This window comes from Proteus sp. G2669, assembly GCF_009915245.1.
Taxonomy (GTDB): domain Bacteria; phylum Pseudomonadota; class Gammaproteobacteria; order Enterobacterales; family Enterobacteriaceae; genus Proteus.
The window spans coordinates 137,300-156,371 of sequence record NZ_JAABLX010000025.1 but is presented as its reverse complement, the minus strand read 5'-3'; the positions used below and the strand labels follow the sequence as shown (position 1 = coordinate 156,371).

The following is a 19,072-nucleotide window of genomic DNA, read 5'->3' as shown; positions in this document are numbered from 1 at the left end:
GATTATTCCACATAGATTTATTGCTGATCTTCTACATAAATACCTGCAGAAATGATGGCACCACCAATCGTTCTTTCGCCATAAAGCACTGGCACTGGGTAACCTTGAGAAACGGTATTAGTAGGAGAGCCAAACGCATACGAAGGTTTGTTTTCACCCTGATCTTGCATTGCAAGGCCTTTTGGCTGAGGTGAAAGCATTTGAATAACACCGCCGATAGCGACTGATGCGCCAACAGCAAATAAAAGGTTACTGGCCCATAATGCGGAACCCCAAGGTAGCCATATAGCTGCAGCAACAAGGACTGCACCAAAAATAGTCTGAAAAACCCCCCCTCTTTTACTTCCCATCACAATGGGAACGATACGAATAATTTCTTCTGATATTGGAAAATTAAGATCATCAACACCGATATTCTTTTTTCCTTTAAATACGGCGTATGTTAATCCTCGTGATTTACTGGTATTTAAATACTGTTCAAATCCATTTAAGGTACAACAAAGTGCTCTGATTGCCTCTGATGTTGTCGTAATTATGCGCTGATGAGTTTTACCAAATGTTTTTCCTAATATTCCGCTTAACTCTATTGTTACCATTTTTTCTTTTTGCATAAAAACTCCATAAAAAAACCCGCACTTGGCGGGTTATTCAGTATAATATTACTGGTAGCTACAATTACTCTTTAAGTTATACGGCATATGCCATGATATATCATCCACTATTATAGTGAATTCAGGTTTAGCCCCCACATAACCACCGTATGAATTTTTAGCATTTAGCGTGTAATTAACAATCCAGCCAAAATTGACTTTACCATCGAATATACACCATCCTTTTCTTGGTTCAGTGAAAGAGTATCTTGCTGACATGGGATCTTTTAAACGCCCTTCCTGATATGATTTTATTTTTCCTTCATAAAATTCTTTACTAGGTTTTTCACCATAATCAGCATTTTGCTCTTCTATCATCGTGGGTCTTGCCACACAACCCGAAATAAATAACGCTATAAAAATAACAAGTATATTTTTCATGACATCATCCCAATAGTAGAAATACCTTAACAAGGGTATCTATGGTTAATTAATTTGTCATGGCTATTTTATGTTTCAATATTATAACTGTGCGATCACGCCAATAACCACCATAAGGAACTCGCTGGCTTAATCGCCCATAAAGGTGATGTAATAACATGCCATCATCCAGAATAATACCAGCATGATTTGCAACATTGGATTGAACCTGCATAACAACCATATCGCCTACTTGTGGTTCACCTTCTACTTTCATAAACCCCGCTTCTTGCCAATTATCCATATAGCGATCTTCACCTTGCTCCCACCACGGGTAATCAACACGATAATCAGGTAATACAATATTATGTGTCTGCTTAAAATAACTCATTATTAGGCCCCAGCAATCCGTAAAACCAAGCACAAATGGACGGCCAATAAGAGGAAGTTCGCCTCGAGGAAGAATTTCACGAAAATCCCCCTCGGGGTAACTGACAATATACCAAGGGATACCCAGTGCATCACATTGAGCCTGATCTAACTCAGAAGGCTGAGTCGTAGCATCTGGATGACTATGAACAATACCAATAACGACGCCTTGGTCTTCACATAATGCATATTCTTGGGGAGAAATAACGAAGTGCTCTTGAGGTGTTGTAGCTACATTTACACAAGGTAAATACGTCTTTACTCTGGATTTTTGTACGATAACGCCACATGCTTCTTTGGGATATTCCTTTTTTGCATGAGAAAATATCGCCTCTCGTATTTTCTTTTGCATCATTATTATTTCCGTAACAACGAGGTTCCGACAAAACCACCAAAAGGAAGAGGATTATTTTTACCAAATCGCGGTACACACCCCGTTTTCAATAAACCACTACACTTATCTAGTGATGGGTCATCAACAGGATTACCCTGTTTATCAAAATAACCATTTTGCCCTGCATAATCACACCCATCTCCCGATTTATATTGTCCACGTAAACACCACGTACACATTGAATGCAGCTGCCGAGTAGGTATCATCACACCTTGTAAATCCATTGGACTCGCCAGTGTAAATTCAATAAATTCATTTGTTTCTGCACTTTTACTATCAATATAAAAGACAGATACTCGCTCTTGGGTGGGATCTGCAGAAACATTCCCATCACTAAAATTCTCCGCATCGAGATAATGAGAAAGTGTATCGTGAATAATCACTTTTGCTTTCAACATATCATCATAATGCAGACATAATGCGGTTATTGAGCTATCTAAATTAGCCACTGATAATTTAGGATTAGCACTAGATCCCGTTGTAGAGGACTCTAACCCTTCTATTTTAACTGGCCATGCCCCATATTCATTCCCTTGCCACCAAATAGACTTAGCCTCTATTTCTCCTTTAGCCTTTTGCATTTCCTCTTCCGTGATGGGAATATTGTATGCATGGAATCTCAGAATATTAGGAACACCAAATTCTGTACCATCAACTTCAAAAAGCCGGACAGTATTGCCCGACTCTAATTTTTGATAATCAGCTGTGATCATGATTTAAATGCCTGAATAAAAACCAAAGAAAGGGTGTAATTCCCTGCACCATTCGGAATGAGTTTGTGTTCATCACAACGATACAATCCAAGTGGCTCAAGAGGTGGTTTCCAGAAAAATGACTTTATTCCTGCGTGTTTATCAATAAAGTGACGAATAGCTGAAATGTAGTCTTCATCACCCACAAACTCCATTGACCATTTCTGACTGCGTGAATTTAAACCATTGCCAGAAACTTGTTCATAACCATCCCCAAACTTGACTTTCCTTGTGTTGTAAGAGACATCTTCAGTCGGATTTACACGCGGACACCAAGTGAATGTTTCCATTTTTAACGGCCTCCTCGAGTTGCACTCCAAATTAAACCACCCGGCCTAATATCTTTAGACATTAACTCTCGGTAACGGCTATCAACAAATCGGCCAATCTCCGCACCAAACTGCTCGAATCCATTCGTTGATTGAGTTTCTGAATTACCGTTACCATCAATGGTAATGTAAACCTGAGGTGCTGAATGAGCGCTCTGATTATTACCACCAACAACTCTAACCCCTAAGTTGCCATCTGCAGTTCGAGTTAATGGCATTATAGCCTCACTCCCCGCCTCGCCCATGAGTCCGAGATTAGGCGCGCCCCCCTTAGCAAAGGCAAAATAAGTGGGTGAGCTAACGATTTGATTACTATAAGAACCAAGGCTTTCTGAACTATGTACCCCACCTTTAGCATGGGCAGATACACCACCTAAAAATCCACCAACAGCCCCCATCCAACCACCAGCACCGGCCATTGCATTTAGACTATTCACTACTGCAGCATTAATGAGTACATTTTGAATCGATTTCAACACGCTAACAGACCAATCTTTCCAGCTGGCTTTATTGCCATTTAATTTATCGCTGATCGTGTCCACCATCCCACCCATAGCATTTTGAACAACAGAGGTTGTCTGAGTAGCATAATTACCACTCTCTTCAACCCAATCTTTCATTCCACGCGTTAAACCAGCGGTCCATTCAGATTCAGCAAGAGCAATACTTCGATATTTATTTTCCAATGCATCTAATGCTTTAGATCTGGCTTCAATATCTTCTGTTTTCTTTGCTGATTCATTGTAGATACGGTCTATTTGCTGGCTTTCTTCAAAGTAGCTTTTTTCTCGAGAACTCATGCTATTGGTTTGAGTCGCTAACGAGGCTTCATCGTTAAATTTGACTGTGGCTTCTTGCAGTTTTTTACGGGCCTCTTCCATATCACGATGCTTTTTCACGGCATCATCTGCTTTTTGCGTCCATTCTGCGAGAGCAACAGATGAGCGTTCAATTGCTTCTCTTTGCTTATCAGTCCATTTAGCCCCATTTTCATGTGATGCTGCATAAAGAGAAGCGGCTTTTTCACCTTGTGAAGCCCTAACCTTCTGAACCTCTGTTGCCACACTTAAATCTGCTATTTTCCGCTCATATTGTTCTGCGGTTCTTTCAGCTTCTTTTTGCGCTTTTTCATAGGCACTTTGGGTTGCCTTTCCTGTTTGAAGAGATTCATTGATTTTCTGTTGATTTTGATAAGCAACAACTTGGTTATTAATATATTTCTGCCTATTTTCAGCATGTTCGGGTGTATTTGTTAATCCCTCATCGTCAGCAGAAAATTCAGCTTGTTTAATGACCCTTGCCTCACCTGTTAATGAAGAGAGAATTTTATTTCGCTCAGAATTATCTATTAACGCTTGCTGTTTATCAGTTAATGTTGCATTGGGAATGCGCATTGGAATATTAACTAATGCCTGTCGAGTCGCTAAGACACTATTACCAATATTCATGATTTGATTGAATTTGGTTTGCTCGGCATTCATTAATAGTAGTGATTGATGGGTTTTATTTTGTTCTAAGTCCTGCTGACGTATAAGAAAATTCCGTTGGCTGTCTACCGCATTTAATGCACTTGTTGTTCTTTCTTTCTCTTGTTCCATTTGAGACAACCGCTGAGTTTCAACGGCTAATGCAGATACGGTTTCTTTTATACGCCATTGCAATCTTTCTCTTGCTACACCTTCCGGCAAGTTATCCGCTTCACGTTGAGCACTTACTATGCCACGCTCCATGTTTTTGATTTTAGCAATTTGCTTTTCGTATTCTTCAATTTGAACTTCAAGCGTTTTCTTTATATTTTTTGACTCATCATGCGACTGCGATAAAGTCATGTTAGGCATACGTTCTTTCAGAGTATCTAGCGTATTAGCATACTCAAGGGCAGATCTTCTCGCCTCTTGCTGGCGCTGATGCATAATATACCAAGCAGTCGCGCCCGCCATCACGAGACCAGGAACCCCACCAATTAACCCCATTGCACCACCCAAAAGGCGTGTTCCAACTGAAGTTACTCTATTAAGGTTTTCTTGTGCTGTGCGTCTAGCTGAAATATTCCGGTTTAATGTTCCTTGTGCGGAAGCTAAGCGACGTTCAGCTAATGCTTGTTGCTCAACACTTTGTGCTGCTAACCTTGCTTGTTGAGCACGATAGACTGCTGCCCTTGCTCTAGCCGTTGATATTTTTATACCTTGCAATTGAGCTTGAGCATGTGCTATTTCACTTTTTGTTGCACGCGCAACCCCAATGGTTGCATTCGCCACACTTGTTGTTAACCCACCAAAATAACGCGCCACCCCCAAACCAATTAACACACCAGAAACAGAGGCTATACCATCAATATTGTTAGCGATCCCCTCCATTGCGGTTGATAGTGTGCGAGTAGCACCTGATGTTTCATTAACATTGCCAATCCATGCCATGAACGCATTTTCAATCTTCTGCGCAGACCCACTTACCGTAGCTGGTAATTGCTCAAATTCGGCTCGTAACTGTTGCGTATTTGTCAGGATAGGAACAATTTTATCCATCGTGAGTAGTCCACTTTGCGACATTTCACGCAGGCCACCAATCGTCGTTCCCATACCATCAGCCAGCATTTTTGCTAATCGCCCACCATTTTCCATAACGGCATTAAATTCTTCACCGCGAAGAACACCCGAGCCTAATGCTTGACTTAGCTGTGTAATAACAGAGCTGGTTTCTTCAGCACTGGCACCGGAGAGCTTTAATGAAGTTGCAATGGTTTCAGTGACTTTCGCAACATCACTTGAGGCATAACCCGCATCACGCATAGATTGTGCAACACGGCTGTATAGATTCGTATTCGCAGCAATCGATGTGCCCGTTCTTTGGCTCAGCGTCATTAACTCTTGCTGTGCTTGCTTAAAATCTTCCATCGACGTAGACGCTAATTTTAATCGACCGCTGAGTTGACTCCATACGTCTGCATAATTGATAAGTTGCTGTGTTGCAAAAGCCCCTGCAAATGCACCCGCAACGCCTGATACAGTATTTTTAATGGATGACAACTCACCATTTAGATCATGGATAGCACGTTGCATTTCACGAGATGCGCCACTGGCGCGTCGTCCGCCTTGCTCAATGATCCGATAATAGTTTTCTCCCATACGCGAAGCCCGCGCTATTTCAGATTGAAACGAGGAAGAATTAGCAGAAATTTTAATAATCAGTTCACGCAGTTTTGCCATTTTATCCTCGCAAAAATAATTAATTTTCTGAAATAGACTGAAAGAAATTCTCTAACCCATCATTAGAACCATCATCACTTTCTTGGGTTGCTTTGGGGTCCCACCGTAAAAGCACATCAGAAAGCGTGCATTTACCGCCTTGAGAGTGATAGAGAGAAGAAACGATATGTGCGGTTTGAATATCACTGCGAATATCACCGATGGGATTAATGCGATCAAAAGCCATCCACATCCGAAGCTCACTCAAACTCATTTGGCGAGTGAGTTCATCAAGAGTGCGCCCCATGCGGAGCGCCAATGTCATTAAAAAGAAAGTATCAGGCTGGGCTACTTTTTTTCTGCATCATCAACCGAAATAGTTAAATCGAGCGCTTGTTTTAATAAACGAGAATGCACAGGGCCATAAATAGCCATCACATCGTTGATGTCTGATTCATCAAAAACAACATCCCCGTTTTCATCACGCAACACATCAATAAACATCACAACATCGGCACGTAAATTACGTTGTGCAATTTCAATGTCAGATAACGAATGTTCATCTTCAGCATTATCATGATGAATAATTTCACGCCACTTCATCCATGCAGGTGATGACGGTTCACGAAGCATGACAACCGCATTTTCCCATTCAGCAACATTCACTTTCTTTGTGCGAAAGGCATTCTTTTCACTTAAAGCCAGTGATTTTAATGACGGTTTTTTCATGGTTATTCGCTACCTTCATTTAAATTAACAGTCCCGTTTTTAATCGGCTTAGATTTACCTTTTAAACGTAGGGTAAATGAAGCAGAAACCACACCCGAAGTAGAAACACTCCAACTGTTTTGACGCACTTCAGCTAAAAAGGCATAGCCAATCCCTGAAGGGAACTCCACTTTAAAGGCATGAACTTCATCATTTTCATACGCGGTACGTAATGTTTCTTGGCCTTCATCATCGGTGAAATTACCATTAATGGTGAGCTCTGCAGGTGCAGATAATCCATTGGTAACTTCTTGCTCCTCAGAGCAGAGCGTGGTGACATCAATATCTGATTTCTGCCCACCGGTATAACTGATCTCTTTTGTTGAACAAGAAATCCCTAAAAATACCGCATCAGCAGGGTTAACTTCCGTTGCAGGTAATTTCGAGACACTGATTTTAGTGCCTTGTGTTTTTTCATATTTACTAGACATGCTCATTTCCTATTGGCATAAAAAAACCACCCGAAGGTGGCTTTAGTGTGAATAATAAGGCGATGCTATTGCCAAACTTGGCATTCAAATGTTGCTCTAAACAATCCTGTATCAGGCTCGTAGCCTTGTTTTTCTGAAATTTCAACAGGGCTTAATTTTGTTAAGGCGTTAGCAAATAACAAGCGAAGCGTTCTCGCCTCATCAATCGTATCGGCATAAACATCAACCTGAATATTTGTCATCGTTTCGGCTTGCCCCTTCAGTACATCGCCTTTGACATCGTACAAAGAGAAGGCACACCAAGGCGCTGTTATTGCAGGGCTTGATTGTGGAGCAACATACGGAAAAACTTTATCAGGTAATACGGGTGATAAAATTGCGTAGATATCCGCCTCTGTCATTTTCCTAGCGCCTCATCAATCGCTCTATTTAATTCGCTAATGGCTAAATTGGCTGCCTTATCCGATTCACGATCAAAAGTGGGACGTATAAAAGGCCTTGGCGCCATTTTAGAAGTACCCTCTTCAAGAAAGCGCCAATAAAAGGCATTGTTAGGATGATCACTTTTCATAGAGGTATCGCTGTTTGTGCCTGATGCGTTACTCCCTCGAACATAAACGCCCGAAGAAACCTCACCTTTATTGCGCATTCTGTGATTACGGGTCACTATATTTCGTGCTAATTTTCCCGTCTTTCGTGGTGCGGACGTTCTGATTTCATCACGTAATAACGTTGCGGCCGCATTGGTTGCTTTTCGCATCGCTTGATGACTTTCAGCTCGGCTTAAAACATCTAACTCTCTTGATAAGTCGAGTAGATCGGAGAAATCCAAATTCATGATTGTTTTACTCCTTGTTTGCATAGCAATTCTAATCGAGTCAATTTCTCATCAGGGATGACTGACTGAATGTCATAAATTTGCTCACGCCAAACCATTCTGCAGGTACTGTTAATATCAGGTCGATAACGCATCCACACTCTAACAGTAACCTCTGACATTTCAGCATTAGCGGATATCAGCTCACGACCAGAAAGATATTTTACTTCGGTCCACGTTGTCGCAATATCAATCCATTTGTTGTGGGGTTGGCCTGATGGTAACCGTTCTGATACATATTTTTGAAAAGTAATACGATGTCGAAGCTTACCTATTTTCATAACACACCTTATAAATTGATATAACGGTAAGGATCGAGTAGGGCATAGAATGCAGAAGGTATCGACGCGCTTTCTCTGTATTCATAGAAATAGCTCACTGCAATCATTAACGCTAATTCAATATCAGAGGTAATAATTAAACCGTCAGGATCATTTTCAGGTACATCATTTTCGTATAATGTACGATTGATATAGGTTTCCGCCCGTTTTTTCGATGCCCCAAGATATTGTATTAATAACTCATCTTCTAACGTGTAGTCATCATCAATACGGCATTGTCGCTTCAATTTTTCCAGTGTGGGTAGTGGCATAAATCCCCCAATACCTGCGACCATCCAGATCGCAGGCACAAAAAAACCGCAATTAAGCGGTACTTGATTGACTCAGTGTTATTTAAAACTATTTTGTCGCGCTTTTACCCACCAGCGCTTTAATTGCAGAAGTATCTTCAAGTACGCAGTCAAAACGATGGAAGGCTAAGAACGCAGTTTGGTCATAATCAGCATAACGTTCAACCAAACGTTTTAACGTCATGTAGGTAACACGGCGTAAAATGAAGCGGTCAAAGTCACCACAGAAGATGAATTTTTTACCCGCTTCCATTTTGTCGATGGCCTGATCCACAACATATTGCATACCTAAAATTTGTGCCGGTGCAACACCTGAAATAGACGGAAGCCATAAAGGACGCTTTTGCGCATCCTCCATTAATTTTAGGTTTTTCAACGTATCATCATTAAAGGCAAGACGGAATTTAGGGCTATTGCGGTAAGCAGGATCAATCGCATGCTCTAATTCGGCAATATCTTTCCAGTTTAATGATGCACCTGATGCCTCAACCGTGCCTGTCACCGCAGTTTCCAAACCTGAAGGCTGTTGAGGTGTTCCTGTACCAGTACCTTTAATTAAGTATTTTGCTTCACCACGACCAATGCGTTGAGCAATACGCGAAGCCAAATAGGCTTGAATATCCACACCACTATCTTGCAGTAGCTCATTGGATACACGGATGATTTTCGATGTTAATTTTTTGGCCCCTAAAATGGCGGTGCCAAACTCAACATCTTGCTCACCTGCTGCGGTATTTTCGCCCAGTAATTCACCTTCTTCATTAGTACCATCAGATGTTGACCACGTAATATCTTGACCGGTGGCAGTTGATAAAATTTGAGCCACACTTGCGATACCACCATAGGCTTTCATTTGATCAACAATCTTATTTAACATCTGAGTAGGAACAGTGTAACCCCCTTTTTCATCAGGTGAGGTGCCTTGAGCGCGGATCTCTTTTACCGCTTGACGCTCTTCAGCAGTAAGTTCACCAAAACCACAGCGCAGGAAGCGGTCAAACGCTTGATTGCGACGCTCTGCTTGCTCTGTTTCAGGGTTATTCGGTTGTTGACCACGCTGTTCTTTCTCTTTGTCATCAACCAAATCTTGATCTAATGAGCGTAGTTGCTCTTCACGCTGAATCTGAGCATCTAAATTTTCAAGTTCAGTTTGCGCTTTATTCCATTGAGTGCGTTGCTCTTCAGTCATCACACCATCACCCACTTTTTCGTGAATGGCGCGCATATCAATCGCGATAGTGTTACGTTTTTGTTTTAATTCATGAAGCTTCATAGTCATAGTATTACCTTATGCATTGAGTAAAGTCATAAGACGCTCACGCGCCAATTTTTGATTAATTGCTTTTTGGAGATCGCCACTGTCTCTGGCTTCTTTCCATGCATTCATTGAGCGAACCGCAGAGTCTGCATCTTGATACGCCGGATAGGTGACAGGGCTAACATCATAGAGTCGAGAAAATCGTGTTATCTCACGAATAACGACACCTTCATCATCTTGGTACCAGTCTTCACCATCCCGCGCGACACGAAAGGCAAAAGAACTTTGATTGATATCGCCACGTTGCATCGGTGCCAACACTAAATCACGAATGGTTTGTGTATCAGGTGCCGTAATATCGTAAACAAGCCCACGTTCATTGACGCTAAGCGATAATGTGCCTGCGGTTGTTCGCCCTAAAATATAATTTGGATCGTGATTAAATAACCCGCGCACATCATCATTGAGTACATCATCAAATGCGCCCGGTTTAATGATTTCACGGAACCCATAAATAAGCTCAGATCGGGAATCGAAAACAGAGCCTAAACCCACGATATGTGTCGGTTTATTTTCTTCTCCTGCTTCCGCCCGAACCTCACCGACATAACATCGTGTTTCTTTTTCACTGCTCATCGTTATCCCCTTTCGATTCTTCTGTTTTTCCCCCTGCGGACTGAGTGGCATTGACGCTCACTAACATTTCATCAAGGCCATCAACAGGATTCATATCCTCAAAGGCACGCGCCTCATTACGACTCATCCAACCATCTGTAATGGCAAAATGATAAAAATCGGCTCGCTCTTTCGGTGTCCCTCGCAACAACCCCGCTAAATTAAATCGCACATAAAAGCCGGCCACTCGCTCTTGTCGAGTAAACAAGCGTCGATTTAATTCCTGCTCCCAGTTCACTACCCATGGCATGATGGTATGCCGTACAAACTGAATGGATTGTTCTGAGATGTTTGAGAAAGTGGCTTTTTCGAGGTCGTTAATCATGTGAGCTGGCACATTGAAGATCCCTGCAATCATTGAGCGATTCAGTTTCAACATATCAATCAATTGAGCATCAACAGGAGAAACCGTCAGCGCCTTGTAATCCAGATCGGCAGGTAAAAGCATGGTTTTATTTTCTTGACTTCGTAACATTCGGGAAGCTTTTTGCCACATATCTTTCAGTCGCTCCCAGCCGTCTTTCTGTAAATCACCCTTCACTGAGACGATACCTGCCGGACGAGCATTACCACCGAAAAACGAACTTGTGTATTTCTGCCCGGACATACCCATGCCGATGGTTTCCGCATGTTGAATGATTGGGCTGATCCCCATTCTTTGATTATTCCCTAACGCCCGAATATGGATCATGTCATCGGGGCTAATAGCAAAGTTACCCAATTCGTTATAAACGCCGTAAGTGTATCGACCACCGGTATTAAGCAGTGTGGTTTCCCACGGCATACAGGCTTCTAGGTTTGTCACCTCGCCTTTTCGGTTACGAATAACTTGGGTATAACCATTTCCCCAACCCAACACATGACGCTCTTTTGTTTCGCGCCACTTATAACTGGTTTGCCACTCGTTAGGCTCATCATGAACTAAATAAAACAAAGGATGATCACGCGCAGTTTCTACCCTATTACCCGACTTTCGCATTACATGCAGTGGCATCTGGGCAATAGACGATGAAAGCACATAAATACAGGCATAGACTGCGGCTAATTTCATGGATGTTTCAGGGCTAACATATACATCAGCCGTAAATAATCCGTCATTATCAATAGAGTCAGCCGTAATCGGTGTGTTAGGGTTCTCTAAACTGGGTGAGTCGTTGCGAAATAGAGCATCAATTAACACGTTTCCCCCTCATAGCTACCGCCAAAGCATAGGTTATTGCAATGCAACCACCGATAATCAGCGTGTTAGCAACACCATATTTTAGATAACACCCCGCCATAACCGCACCAACACCAGCCAGTGCAGTGATATCAAGTAATAAGTTTTTCATAGGAATAAAAGGTCTTCGTTAGGATCTAAAGAGGAAAGGAAGTCACGCTCTTCATGTAGCATTGCTCGCCCAATTGCCATAATTAATGCAACTGCACCGTCAATTTTGTTCTCGTTCTGCTCTTTAATGGGTCTCACCACATCGTCATTACCTGGTAGATATTTACCAACCACATTCCCCATACACCATGTCATAATCGGATTACCATCATGATGAAAGCGCCCAGAAGCAATTGCAGCTTCAAGCTCTTTCATTGGATCTGACATATTTGTGTAGTTTTGAACGATTGTGATAGGGTTTAGCCCCTCATCGGCTAAATGATGCGATAAGTTAGTTGCTCCATGAGGATCAATTGGACTTTCACTAATGGGTGTATTGAGATTATCTGCTATTGCATCTTCCAAAATAACGCGGTAATCAATCTCCGCACCATCAGTGAGGGTTAAATGTTTTGTTTCTACCCATTTTTTAAATCGTTCTGCAGTACGCTGATTTTCAATATCAGCACTAAAAACTGCATTGTAAGGCACATAAAAACTGGGTGAAATGCAGTAATAATGACGCTTGCCTTCTATTTCACGAGTAAACAACTTTACCCGCGAATTCATATCGATTTTTCTAGCTAAGTCAAGACCTTGATAGCAATACTGACCTTCAAACATCTCTAACGTGAGTGTTTTATCCTCACACGCTCGCCAACTCAACATGTTAAAGAAAGCCGAGCGAGCAGAAACCCAAATATTTAAATGTTTAGTTTTGAAAATACTGGCTAATCGAGGGTTGTTTTTAGCTCTATTTTGCTGACTAATAAGAAACTCACTATAAACAGAAACCCCCATATTGGGATTAGCTTTCTTTAGTGTATTCGGATCAGTCCAATCATCTTTTTCATCAACGGTATAAATGACACCAAATAATTCATCATTAGGCACTGTTCCATTGAGCATTTCGATCACTTCACGGCGCTTATCGTAACAAGGTCCTTCGATATTATAACCCGCTGTTGTGATAGCCCACATCAACGGCTGACGTCTTGCACCCATTCCGGTTAGCATCGTTGTGTAAAGGGAGTCACTATCATGCTCATGGTATTCATCCACGATTGCACAATGTGGAGACTGACCATCACCTGGGTCACCAATCAGCGGTTCAAAACGCGCCCCATCTTCAGGGCGATTCATGTTTTTTGCATTAACCTCAATGCCAAATGCCTCGGTTAACAACGGAGTGCGCTTACACATCAACTTAGCTGGTCTAAATACTTCCCATGCTTGTTTTTCTGTCGTGGCACCAGAATAAACCTCCGCACCAAATTCGTTATCACAAGTAAAGCAATACAGCGCAACGCCTGCGGAAATAGCTGATTTCCCATTTTTACGCGGAATTTCGGTATATACTTCACGAAAGCGACGAAGTTTTGTTCCTTTTTGAACCCACCCAAATGCACTACAAACGATAAATAGCTGCCAAGGTTCAAGCGTAATAGGCATTCGTTTAAATGCCCACTCACCTTTGGTGTGTGGCAATAACTGAATAAACTTTGCAGCTTGCTCAGCTAAATCCTTATCAAATCGATAGCGAAATTTTCGCGATTTCTCTTGCGCCATATCATCAATATGTCGCTGGCAGGCATCAATTACATACTGACATACCACAATCTTGCCACGCACCACATCACGCGCATATTGATTTGCCGCATTGACGTTCGGGTAAGATTTACGGCTCATGATGAAATAATCCTCATAAAGGGGTTATCTTGCTTTTTTTGCCCCGCAAGACCAATTAATCGCTGACGACTACTTGGATCTAAACCCAGCATTGCGCCCGTGCGATCCATTTCACTTTCTTGTTCTTTTTTTGTCGTTAAATCAGGGTTTTTTATTGGTCCTCCCGTGGCACCAATTAAGCGAGTACCATCACGCATGATCGCAATTACCGCATTACGCCAAATATGATAGGCGACACACCAACGTTCAAGCACAGCGAGATCAGTAATACATAATATGCCTTGACCACAAAGCTCCTTGATCGTGACTTCCCACATAACAACAGCAAGCTCTAGTTTGTTTTCGGTAAACCAATCTGGTGGCGTCACACCTTTTAATGGTGTGAACACCGGCTCGTCTTTATTGAGCGCTCGTTTCCCTGGATTACCGGCCAATTCTTTTCTGGCGGTAGGCTTCGGGCGACGACCAGATTTGCCCGGAGTGCCAGCCATAAATAAACCTCCAAATAATTCAGGATCCGATGCATAAATATGGCTAAACAATTAGCCAGTTTTAATTTCATTTTTCGCGGGTATAAAAATTGACTTAAGGGGGCGGTCCTAGGTGGCGAGAGTGGTAGGGATTTTACCCGCCCCTCCCCTATGAATAATAGGGTTGCTTTAAGCTACGGAATTATTTCCCTTCCTTTGCTGTCTTAGTTCTATGACAGGGCCAGCACAGGCTTTGTAGGTTATCTTCTGCATCGGTACCCCCATGTGCTTTAGCAATGATGTGGTCAACCGTTTTTGCTTCAGTGGCTCGTCCTGCTCTTAAGCATTCTTGACAGAGATACTTATCACGCTTGAGTATACGAGCTCGTAACTTATCCCATTGGGTACCGTAACCACGTTGATGACGAGACTTACCACGCTGGTGGGTTTCCCATCCTAAGTTCTGATGATCTTCACAGTAACCGTTACGTTCTGTTGTTGTCTTGGCGCATCCCTGTTTACGACACGCGCGAGGTATACGAGGTGGCATGTGATCTCCTATAACCTAAAGAGGAGAATAATCCTCATTGATTTTAAAGGTGGGATTTCTCACCTTTACTTCTGACCACACCACGTTCTGTTATTTAAATCACTTATGGCTTGCGAAAATGCTTGATGTCTGGTTCTAACTTACCGCCAGTAATTACACCACTAAATACCGCATCACCTGACGCACTAAATTTAATTTTTGGTGAATCAATAACAGCATCTTTAATAAAACAATTACCTAAGCCTGCAATAAATAAATCGTTACTTTGCTTTGATTTAATGCTGATATTGATACCCACATCTTGCATCAGTTGTTTAATGCGAGTGAGTTGTTCTTCTAACTTATCTAACTCAGTTGTATCTACTGAGACTTTGTAGATCAACTCACCTATCTCTTTTTTATCTGACATAATCTTCTCCAATAAAAAAGCCACCAGCTATTAACTGATGGCTATCTCTATAAACTCTATCAACGCCTCTCAATACATGATATTTATTGAATTTAATTACTATAATTACATCTATTAATTTAATAAAAAATCAATTCTTTGTAATGGATAATTACAGCATGTTATTTCACTGTAACCAAATGATTAATAAATAAATAATTTACACTCATGATATAAATTAGACTCACATCACTCTCGATAATTACTTTTAATGTTAATATATAGGCTTATATTCTTATGTGAGAATGCTAGTTTTTTGTTATAGATGTTTATTTCCCGAATGACCTTACATCAATAATAAAGCCTCTCTGACACACATTCAAACGAGGAGGTATTATGTATTTTTTATACACAATTATCGCTATTGTATTCTTGATTTCCCTCGCCACTACAAAATCTGACTCAAAGAACAAACGAAAATAAAATCCATTAAAATAATTAATTAAAAAAATAATCATACCCAATATAGCTGAATAACCTGTGTTAACTTATTATTTTTACAGAATATGTCTAAATAACAACGCGCTAGATATAAATATTTTTATCATATCCTTAGCAAATTTATTCGCCCATACTTTGGCAATATGTAAGCAGTCGTCAAACATTCGCCCTTTTCTACTTGCTTGAGAACTTCGACGATAATGATCTACCGCCATGTAACTTGCTCTACGACAAACAGGCAAAGAAAGATTGTTTTTTAAAAACTTACGTTGATTATTAACAGATTGGCTTAGTGGATATTGGTAATCTATTGTTTTCACACATACTAGTGAAAGCCCTGTGGGAGCTCAAACTCACAGGGTTATTTTTATATTGCGCTGTTTATTTAGGTAGGAGATAGATAAGAATAATCAATCTGGTATATATATTTACCTAAGCTATACTAAGTAAACATCGCTATACTTTAATTGATATCTTGTTAGTTTGCCCTCGTACCCTACGTAGGGCTTTTTTTAGTTCACACACTCCGTCCTAATATAATCCTGTAATCCCAATATCACTTGCTCTGATTCTGCAATTCGCTCTCGGAGTAACCAATAATTTCTGATAGCGGTGTCTGTAGGTCGGGCGGTGGTTGCATTAGCCACGCCGGAGGTGGAAGTGGTAGCGCTCTTTGGACATTCGGCTTTGATGTACACCCTGTCAGGATTACGCCCAGCACTAACGCGCAACCTATCAATTTCAGCTTTTGCATTTGTGAGTTCCATCGTGTGTGTTGTATCAAGTTCATGAAGTGAGTTAATGCGCTTTTCGTAATCGGCCATTTCAACCACAAGAGAGTCGTTTGTTTTCTTTAGCTCTTTATTCTCTTTACCAAGCTCAATCATTTCTTTGGTTGAAAAGAATAGAGCAACACACAAAGCTCCCCATAATAAAATGGGAAACCAGGGCTTTAACTTATTCACAACTACCCCTCGTTATTTTACCTTTACCCGTTTCCATCAAAATAAAATCAAGTACCATTTCCCCTGCTTTTTCTTTTAGGCTCTGAATTTTATTTTCATGTTGAGGCTTAACATCCTTCCAAGCGTTTAACCCTTTGCCAAACTTACTCGCAATCGCTTCATCTCTTTTAAAATCAGCACAAGCTTCATTGAGTTGTTCCATCACGCTTAACTTGCGAGGGTTAACAACCACCCCTTCTGTCCAATATTGATAAAGGACATCATCGCATTCATCCTGAAATCGAATAACGTTACCTCTAATTTCAGGTTTAACTTTGTTAGGGTAAATAGTCAGCATCCAAGCTGAAAGTTTTCTAAGTTGTAGGCAAATCATTGATTGCTCACCACCCTTAGAAGGTATTGCGATTTCCACAATACCTTTACTAAAGCGTTTTTTAACTTAGTAAACTGTGATGCCCAATTTAATCCCATACCTTCAATTATTGGCTTCATGGGAACATACGGCTCATTGTTATGCTCAACAACATAAAGCTCGTTATCATAAAATGGAACAGTAATTGTATTAGTCATAGTGTCTACCTTATTTAGTAATGAACCTTTGCCGAAATAGGAAATCAGCCCATCGAAGCGACACCAGCTTTAACTGATCCCCTCAAAGGCTCATTACCTAAATATTGGCTCGATGTGATTTGCACTTTCGGTGTGCGTAAAACGTGGATACAAAAAAGCCCCGCAAATGCGAGGCTATGAGATAGGATTAATTATTGAGTTAAAGTAACAACCAAGCATCTTCAAAGACTTTTTGTGAATACGGTTGATAGCCCAACTCAACGCCCACGATTGCTTTTGCTAAAGAGATAGCAACTGACTTTGATTGAGTATCTATCTTGTCATTAATACCAACACCAATCTCTTTTGATGCACGGCTAACATAACCATTCGTGTTGTTCTCAACTGGCGGTGCATACTTATTAATAATTGCTGATACTGAGTTCAAACCATATTTACGTTGATATGTTTGAGTTAGTTTATAAATTGCTCTGATGCCATACTCAGGCGACTCAAAGACACAGAATCGAGGGTTAGGAACTCCCGTTTCAATTCCGACTAAACCTTTCCATTTATTACGTGGGTTATAGTCAATGTTGCCTGGGTTGTTATTGCGTTCACCGCGTGCTGGTTTAGTCATTTTTCAGTCCTGCCTTACCCTTAATGAGTTTACTTAATCCATCCACACCGACATACCCAATGAATACACTAGCCAGATATGCCAATTCATGATTAAGTCCAAGTAGCGTTAAGAGGTCCTTTACAAACCATGCAAACAACGCACACATGGCACCATCAAATAACGTTTTCCTCCAGCCACCTCCGTTGTATTTACCACGTAGAATAGCCATGCTAGTTGCTAGCGCTGCGCTAATGCCTTGTTCCTTATGGGCGTCGATAACTTGGAATACTTGATCCCAAAACTCAGGGGTTTCTTTCATATGACTCATACTCACCCCCTATTTGGAGGAATTAGTTAATAGGATGCCACGCACAGCTCTTGTGTGAACGTGAGGTGTTGTGATTGATTCTGTGGTCGGCATAAGTGAGGCTCCTTTCGGGATTCGAACCCAAGCCGTCCATCCGAAGATAGCCGTTCTACCATATTGAAACTAAAGGAGCATATACGAAACCATTTCGGTGATATCAACAAAATGGTAGAAATAAAAAAAGCCACCGAAATGACCTTACTGGCAAGCTTTTCTGCCTCTGGAAATAACCCGAACAGTATCACCTGTTACTGTCGTAATGTAAGCATGATCTGTACGCTTAATATCAAATGAAGGGATAGCATCTTTCTTTGTGTGTTCAACCCGCGCCACGATATCTTTATTTTCTGATTCTGGGTAAAACTCTAGGCGGTACATTTCTCCTAAGCAGTGGACTTCTTCCACTTTACGACCTTCACGTTCAGTAATTAATTTAAGTGCGTACATAATTTCGTTCCTTATTTTAGATAATAAAAAAGACCGCCTAGGCGATCTTTAATTAACTCACACACTTTTATTTATGATCTATGGCATGCCTGACAGCACCAATAACAACCATCCGCAGTTTTATAACCTTTAGCCTTTGCTTGAGCAACAGCCTGTGTGCAATTAGAAAATAATCCTAAATACTCTCTATTTAATATAGTAGGTAAATGACTACAACCTTCTTTATGCACTTCATAATCTCCATGGTTGTCAGTGGATGTGTGAACATAATAACGATACATAAATACCTCCTGTTTTTGTGTACACAAAGAGATAATATGTTAATTAGTTAAATTATACTTACTATTAGATCACATACTACTGAGCCATTCGAGTTCATAGTGGTTTTATTGTGGTTTTTTCATGCATTCAGAGCA

27 protein-coding genes, 1 tRNA gene and 1 pseudogene are annotated in these 19,072 nt (G+C 41.0%); all 29 read right to left on the bottom strand.

Annotation, left to right across the window (positions count from 1 at the left end; genetic code table 11):
• Nucleotides 1-17: 17 nt before the first annotated feature.
• Nucleotides 18-611, bottom strand: a complete 594-nt coding sequence (locus tag GWI68_RS07245; RefSeq protein ID WP_243733306.1) for a tail assembly protein — start codon at nucleotides 609-611, stop codon at nucleotides 18-20.
• A 48-nt stretch (nucleotides 612-659) separates the two neighbouring features.
• Entirely contained in the window at nucleotides 660-1,031 is a 372-nt protein-coding gene (locus tag GWI68_RS07240; protein WP_166539820.1) for a hypothetical protein, read from the bottom strand.
• Nucleotides 1,032-1,080: 49 nt separating this feature from the next.
• Nucleotides 1,081-1,791, bottom strand: coding sequence for a C40 family peptidase (locus GWI68_RS07235; RefSeq protein ID WP_109409668.1), 711 nt, complete (start codon nucleotides 1,789-1,791; stop codon nucleotides 1,081-1,083).
• A 5-nt stretch (nucleotides 1,792-1,796) separates the two neighbouring features.
• Entirely contained in the window at nucleotides 1,797-2,549 is a 753-nt protein-coding gene (locus GWI68_RS07230; RefSeq protein ID WP_347877519.1) for a phage minor tail protein L, read from the bottom strand.
• Nucleotides 2,543-2,875: a phage tail protein gene (locus tag GWI68_RS07225; protein WP_109409628.1), complete on the bottom strand. Its 333-nt coding sequence runs from the start codon at nucleotides 2,873-2,875 to the stop codon at nucleotides 2,543-2,545. The genes GWI68_RS07230 and GWI68_RS07225 overlap by 7 nt, the downstream gene beginning before the upstream one ends.
• Nucleotides 2,876-2,877: 2 nt before the next feature.
• Complete coding sequence (locus tag GWI68_RS07220) at nucleotides 2,878-6,120, bottom strand: phage tail tape measure protein (protein ID WP_166539818.1); 3,243 nt, start codon at nucleotides 6,118-6,120, stop codon at nucleotides 2,878-2,880.
• 19 nt (nucleotides 6,121-6,139) lie between these two features.
• Complete coding sequence (locus GWI68_RS07215; protein ID WP_123822046.1) at nucleotides 6,140-6,424, bottom strand: DUF4035 domain-containing protein; 285 nt, start codon at nucleotides 6,422-6,424, stop codon at nucleotides 6,140-6,142.
• Nucleotides 6,425-6,447: 23 nt separating this feature from the next.
• A complete protein-coding gene (locus tag GWI68_RS07210; RefSeq protein WP_088495895.1) occupies nucleotides 6,448-6,828 on the bottom strand; it encodes a phage tail assembly chaperone in 381 nt (126 codons plus the stop codon).
• A 2-nt stretch (nucleotides 6,829-6,830) separates the two neighbouring features.
• Nucleotides 6,831-7,298, bottom strand: a complete 468-nt coding sequence (locus GWI68_RS07205) for a phage tail tube protein (RefSeq protein WP_115350930.1) — start codon at nucleotides 7,296-7,298, stop codon at nucleotides 6,831-6,833.
• A 65-nt stretch (nucleotides 7,299-7,363) separates the two neighbouring features.
• Nucleotides 7,364-7,699 carry a hypothetical protein gene (locus GWI68_RS07200; protein WP_161751972.1) on the bottom strand — a complete coding sequence of 112 codons (336 nt, stop codon included), beginning with the start codon at nucleotides 7,697-7,699 and terminating at the stop codon, nucleotides 7,364-7,366.
• Complete coding sequence (locus GWI68_RS07195) at nucleotides 7,696-8,136, bottom strand: HK97-gp10 family putative phage morphogenesis protein (RefSeq protein WP_023582509.1); 441 nt, start codon at nucleotides 8,134-8,136, stop codon at nucleotides 7,696-7,698. The genes GWI68_RS07200 and GWI68_RS07195 overlap by 4 nt, the downstream gene beginning before the upstream one ends.
• Nucleotides 8,133-8,456 (bottom strand): phage head closure protein, encoded by a 324-nt coding sequence (locus GWI68_RS07190; RefSeq protein ID WP_166539817.1) that lies wholly within the window; start codon nucleotides 8,454-8,456, stop codon nucleotides 8,133-8,135. Before GWI68_RS07190 ends, GWI68_RS07195 begins: the two co-directional genes overlap by 4 nt.
• A gap of 8 nt (nucleotides 8,457-8,464) precedes the next feature.
• The gene (locus GWI68_RS07185; protein WP_166539871.1) at nucleotides 8,465-8,767 is read right to left on the bottom strand and encodes a head-tail connector protein; all 303 of its coding nucleotides are present in this window, start codon (nucleotides 8,765-8,767) and stop codon (nucleotides 8,465-8,467) included.
• A gap of 88 nt (nucleotides 8,768-8,855) precedes the next feature.
• Entirely contained in the window at nucleotides 8,856-10,079 is a 1,224-nt protein-coding gene (locus tag GWI68_RS07180; protein WP_109409667.1) for a phage major capsid protein, read from the bottom strand.
• A 15-nt stretch (nucleotides 10,080-10,094) separates the two neighbouring features.
• Nucleotides 10,095-10,700, bottom strand: coding sequence for an HK97 family phage prohead protease (locus tag GWI68_RS07175; protein ID WP_006533922.1), 606 nt, complete (start codon nucleotides 10,698-10,700; stop codon nucleotides 10,095-10,097).
• Entirely contained in the window at nucleotides 10,690-11,919 is a 1,230-nt protein-coding gene (locus GWI68_RS07170; RefSeq protein ID WP_166539816.1) for a phage portal protein, read from the bottom strand. Before GWI68_RS07170 ends, GWI68_RS07175 begins: the two co-directional genes overlap by 11 nt.
• Nucleotides 11,909-12,070, bottom strand: a complete 162-nt coding sequence (locus tag GWI68_RS07165; RefSeq protein WP_006533924.1) for a hypothetical protein — start codon at nucleotides 12,068-12,070, stop codon at nucleotides 11,909-11,911. Before GWI68_RS07165 ends, GWI68_RS07170 begins: the two co-directional genes overlap by 11 nt.
• Nucleotides 12,067-13,797 carry a terminase large subunit gene (locus tag GWI68_RS07160; RefSeq protein ID WP_123822423.1) on the bottom strand — a complete coding sequence of 577 codons (1,731 nt, stop codon included), beginning with the start codon at nucleotides 13,795-13,797 and terminating at the stop codon, nucleotides 12,067-12,069. Before GWI68_RS07160 ends, GWI68_RS07165 begins: the two co-directional genes overlap by 4 nt.
• Nucleotides 13,794-14,288 (bottom strand): phage terminase small subunit P27 family, encoded by a 495-nt coding sequence (locus GWI68_RS07155; RefSeq protein WP_161706117.1) that lies wholly within the window; start codon nucleotides 14,286-14,288, stop codon nucleotides 13,794-13,796. Before GWI68_RS07155 ends, GWI68_RS07160 begins: the two co-directional genes overlap by 4 nt.
• Before the next feature lie 181 nt (nucleotides 14,289-14,469).
• Nucleotides 14,470-14,817, bottom strand: coding sequence for an HNH endonuclease signature motif containing protein (locus GWI68_RS07150; protein ID WP_115350923.1), 348 nt, complete (start codon nucleotides 14,815-14,817; stop codon nucleotides 14,470-14,472).
• Between the two features lie 103 nt (nucleotides 14,818-14,920).
• Entirely contained in the window at nucleotides 14,921-15,226 is a 306-nt protein-coding gene (locus GWI68_RS07145) for a hypothetical protein (protein WP_166539739.1), read from the bottom strand.
• Nucleotides 15,227-15,762: 536 nt separating this feature from the next.
• Nucleotides 15,763-16,026: a hypothetical protein gene (locus GWI68_RS07140; RefSeq protein WP_208105137.1), complete on the bottom strand. Its 264-nt coding sequence runs from the start codon at nucleotides 16,024-16,026 to the stop codon at nucleotides 15,763-15,765.
• Between the two features lie 192 nt (nucleotides 16,027-16,218).
• Nucleotides 16,219-16,626 (bottom strand): lysis protein, encoded by a 408-nt coding sequence (locus GWI68_RS07135; protein WP_224215380.1) that lies wholly within the window; start codon nucleotides 16,624-16,626, stop codon nucleotides 16,219-16,221.
• Nucleotides 16,627-16,663: 37 nt separating this feature from the next.
• Nucleotides 16,664-17,241 (bottom strand): annotated as a pseudogene (locus GWI68_RS07130) (phage antirepressor N-terminal domain-containing protein).
• A gap of 199 nt (nucleotides 17,242-17,440) precedes the next feature.
• On the bottom strand, nucleotides 17,441-17,860 hold the full coding sequence (locus GWI68_RS07125) for a structural protein (protein WP_036934635.1): 420 nt from the start codon (nucleotides 17,858-17,860) through the stop codon (nucleotides 17,441-17,443).
• Nucleotides 17,853-18,170 (bottom strand): phage holin, lambda family, encoded by a 318-nt coding sequence (locus GWI68_RS07120; RefSeq protein WP_115350922.1) that lies wholly within the window; start codon nucleotides 18,168-18,170, stop codon nucleotides 17,853-17,855. Before GWI68_RS07120 ends, GWI68_RS07125 begins: the two co-directional genes overlap by 8 nt.
• Before the next feature lie 99 nt (nucleotides 18,171-18,269).
• Nucleotides 18,270-18,342: transfer RNA gene (locus GWI68_RS07115), tRNA-Pro, on the bottom strand.
• Between the two features lie 65 nt (nucleotides 18,343-18,407).
• A complete protein-coding gene (locus GWI68_RS07110) occupies nucleotides 18,408-18,656 on the bottom strand; it encodes a hypothetical protein (RefSeq protein WP_115350921.1) in 249 nt (82 codons plus the stop codon).
• Between the two features lie 71 nt (nucleotides 18,657-18,727).
• Nucleotides 18,728-18,937, bottom strand: a complete 210-nt coding sequence (locus tag GWI68_RS07105; protein WP_115350920.1) for a hypothetical protein — start codon at nucleotides 18,935-18,937, stop codon at nucleotides 18,728-18,730.
• Nucleotides 18,938-19,072: the final 135 nt, after the last annotated feature.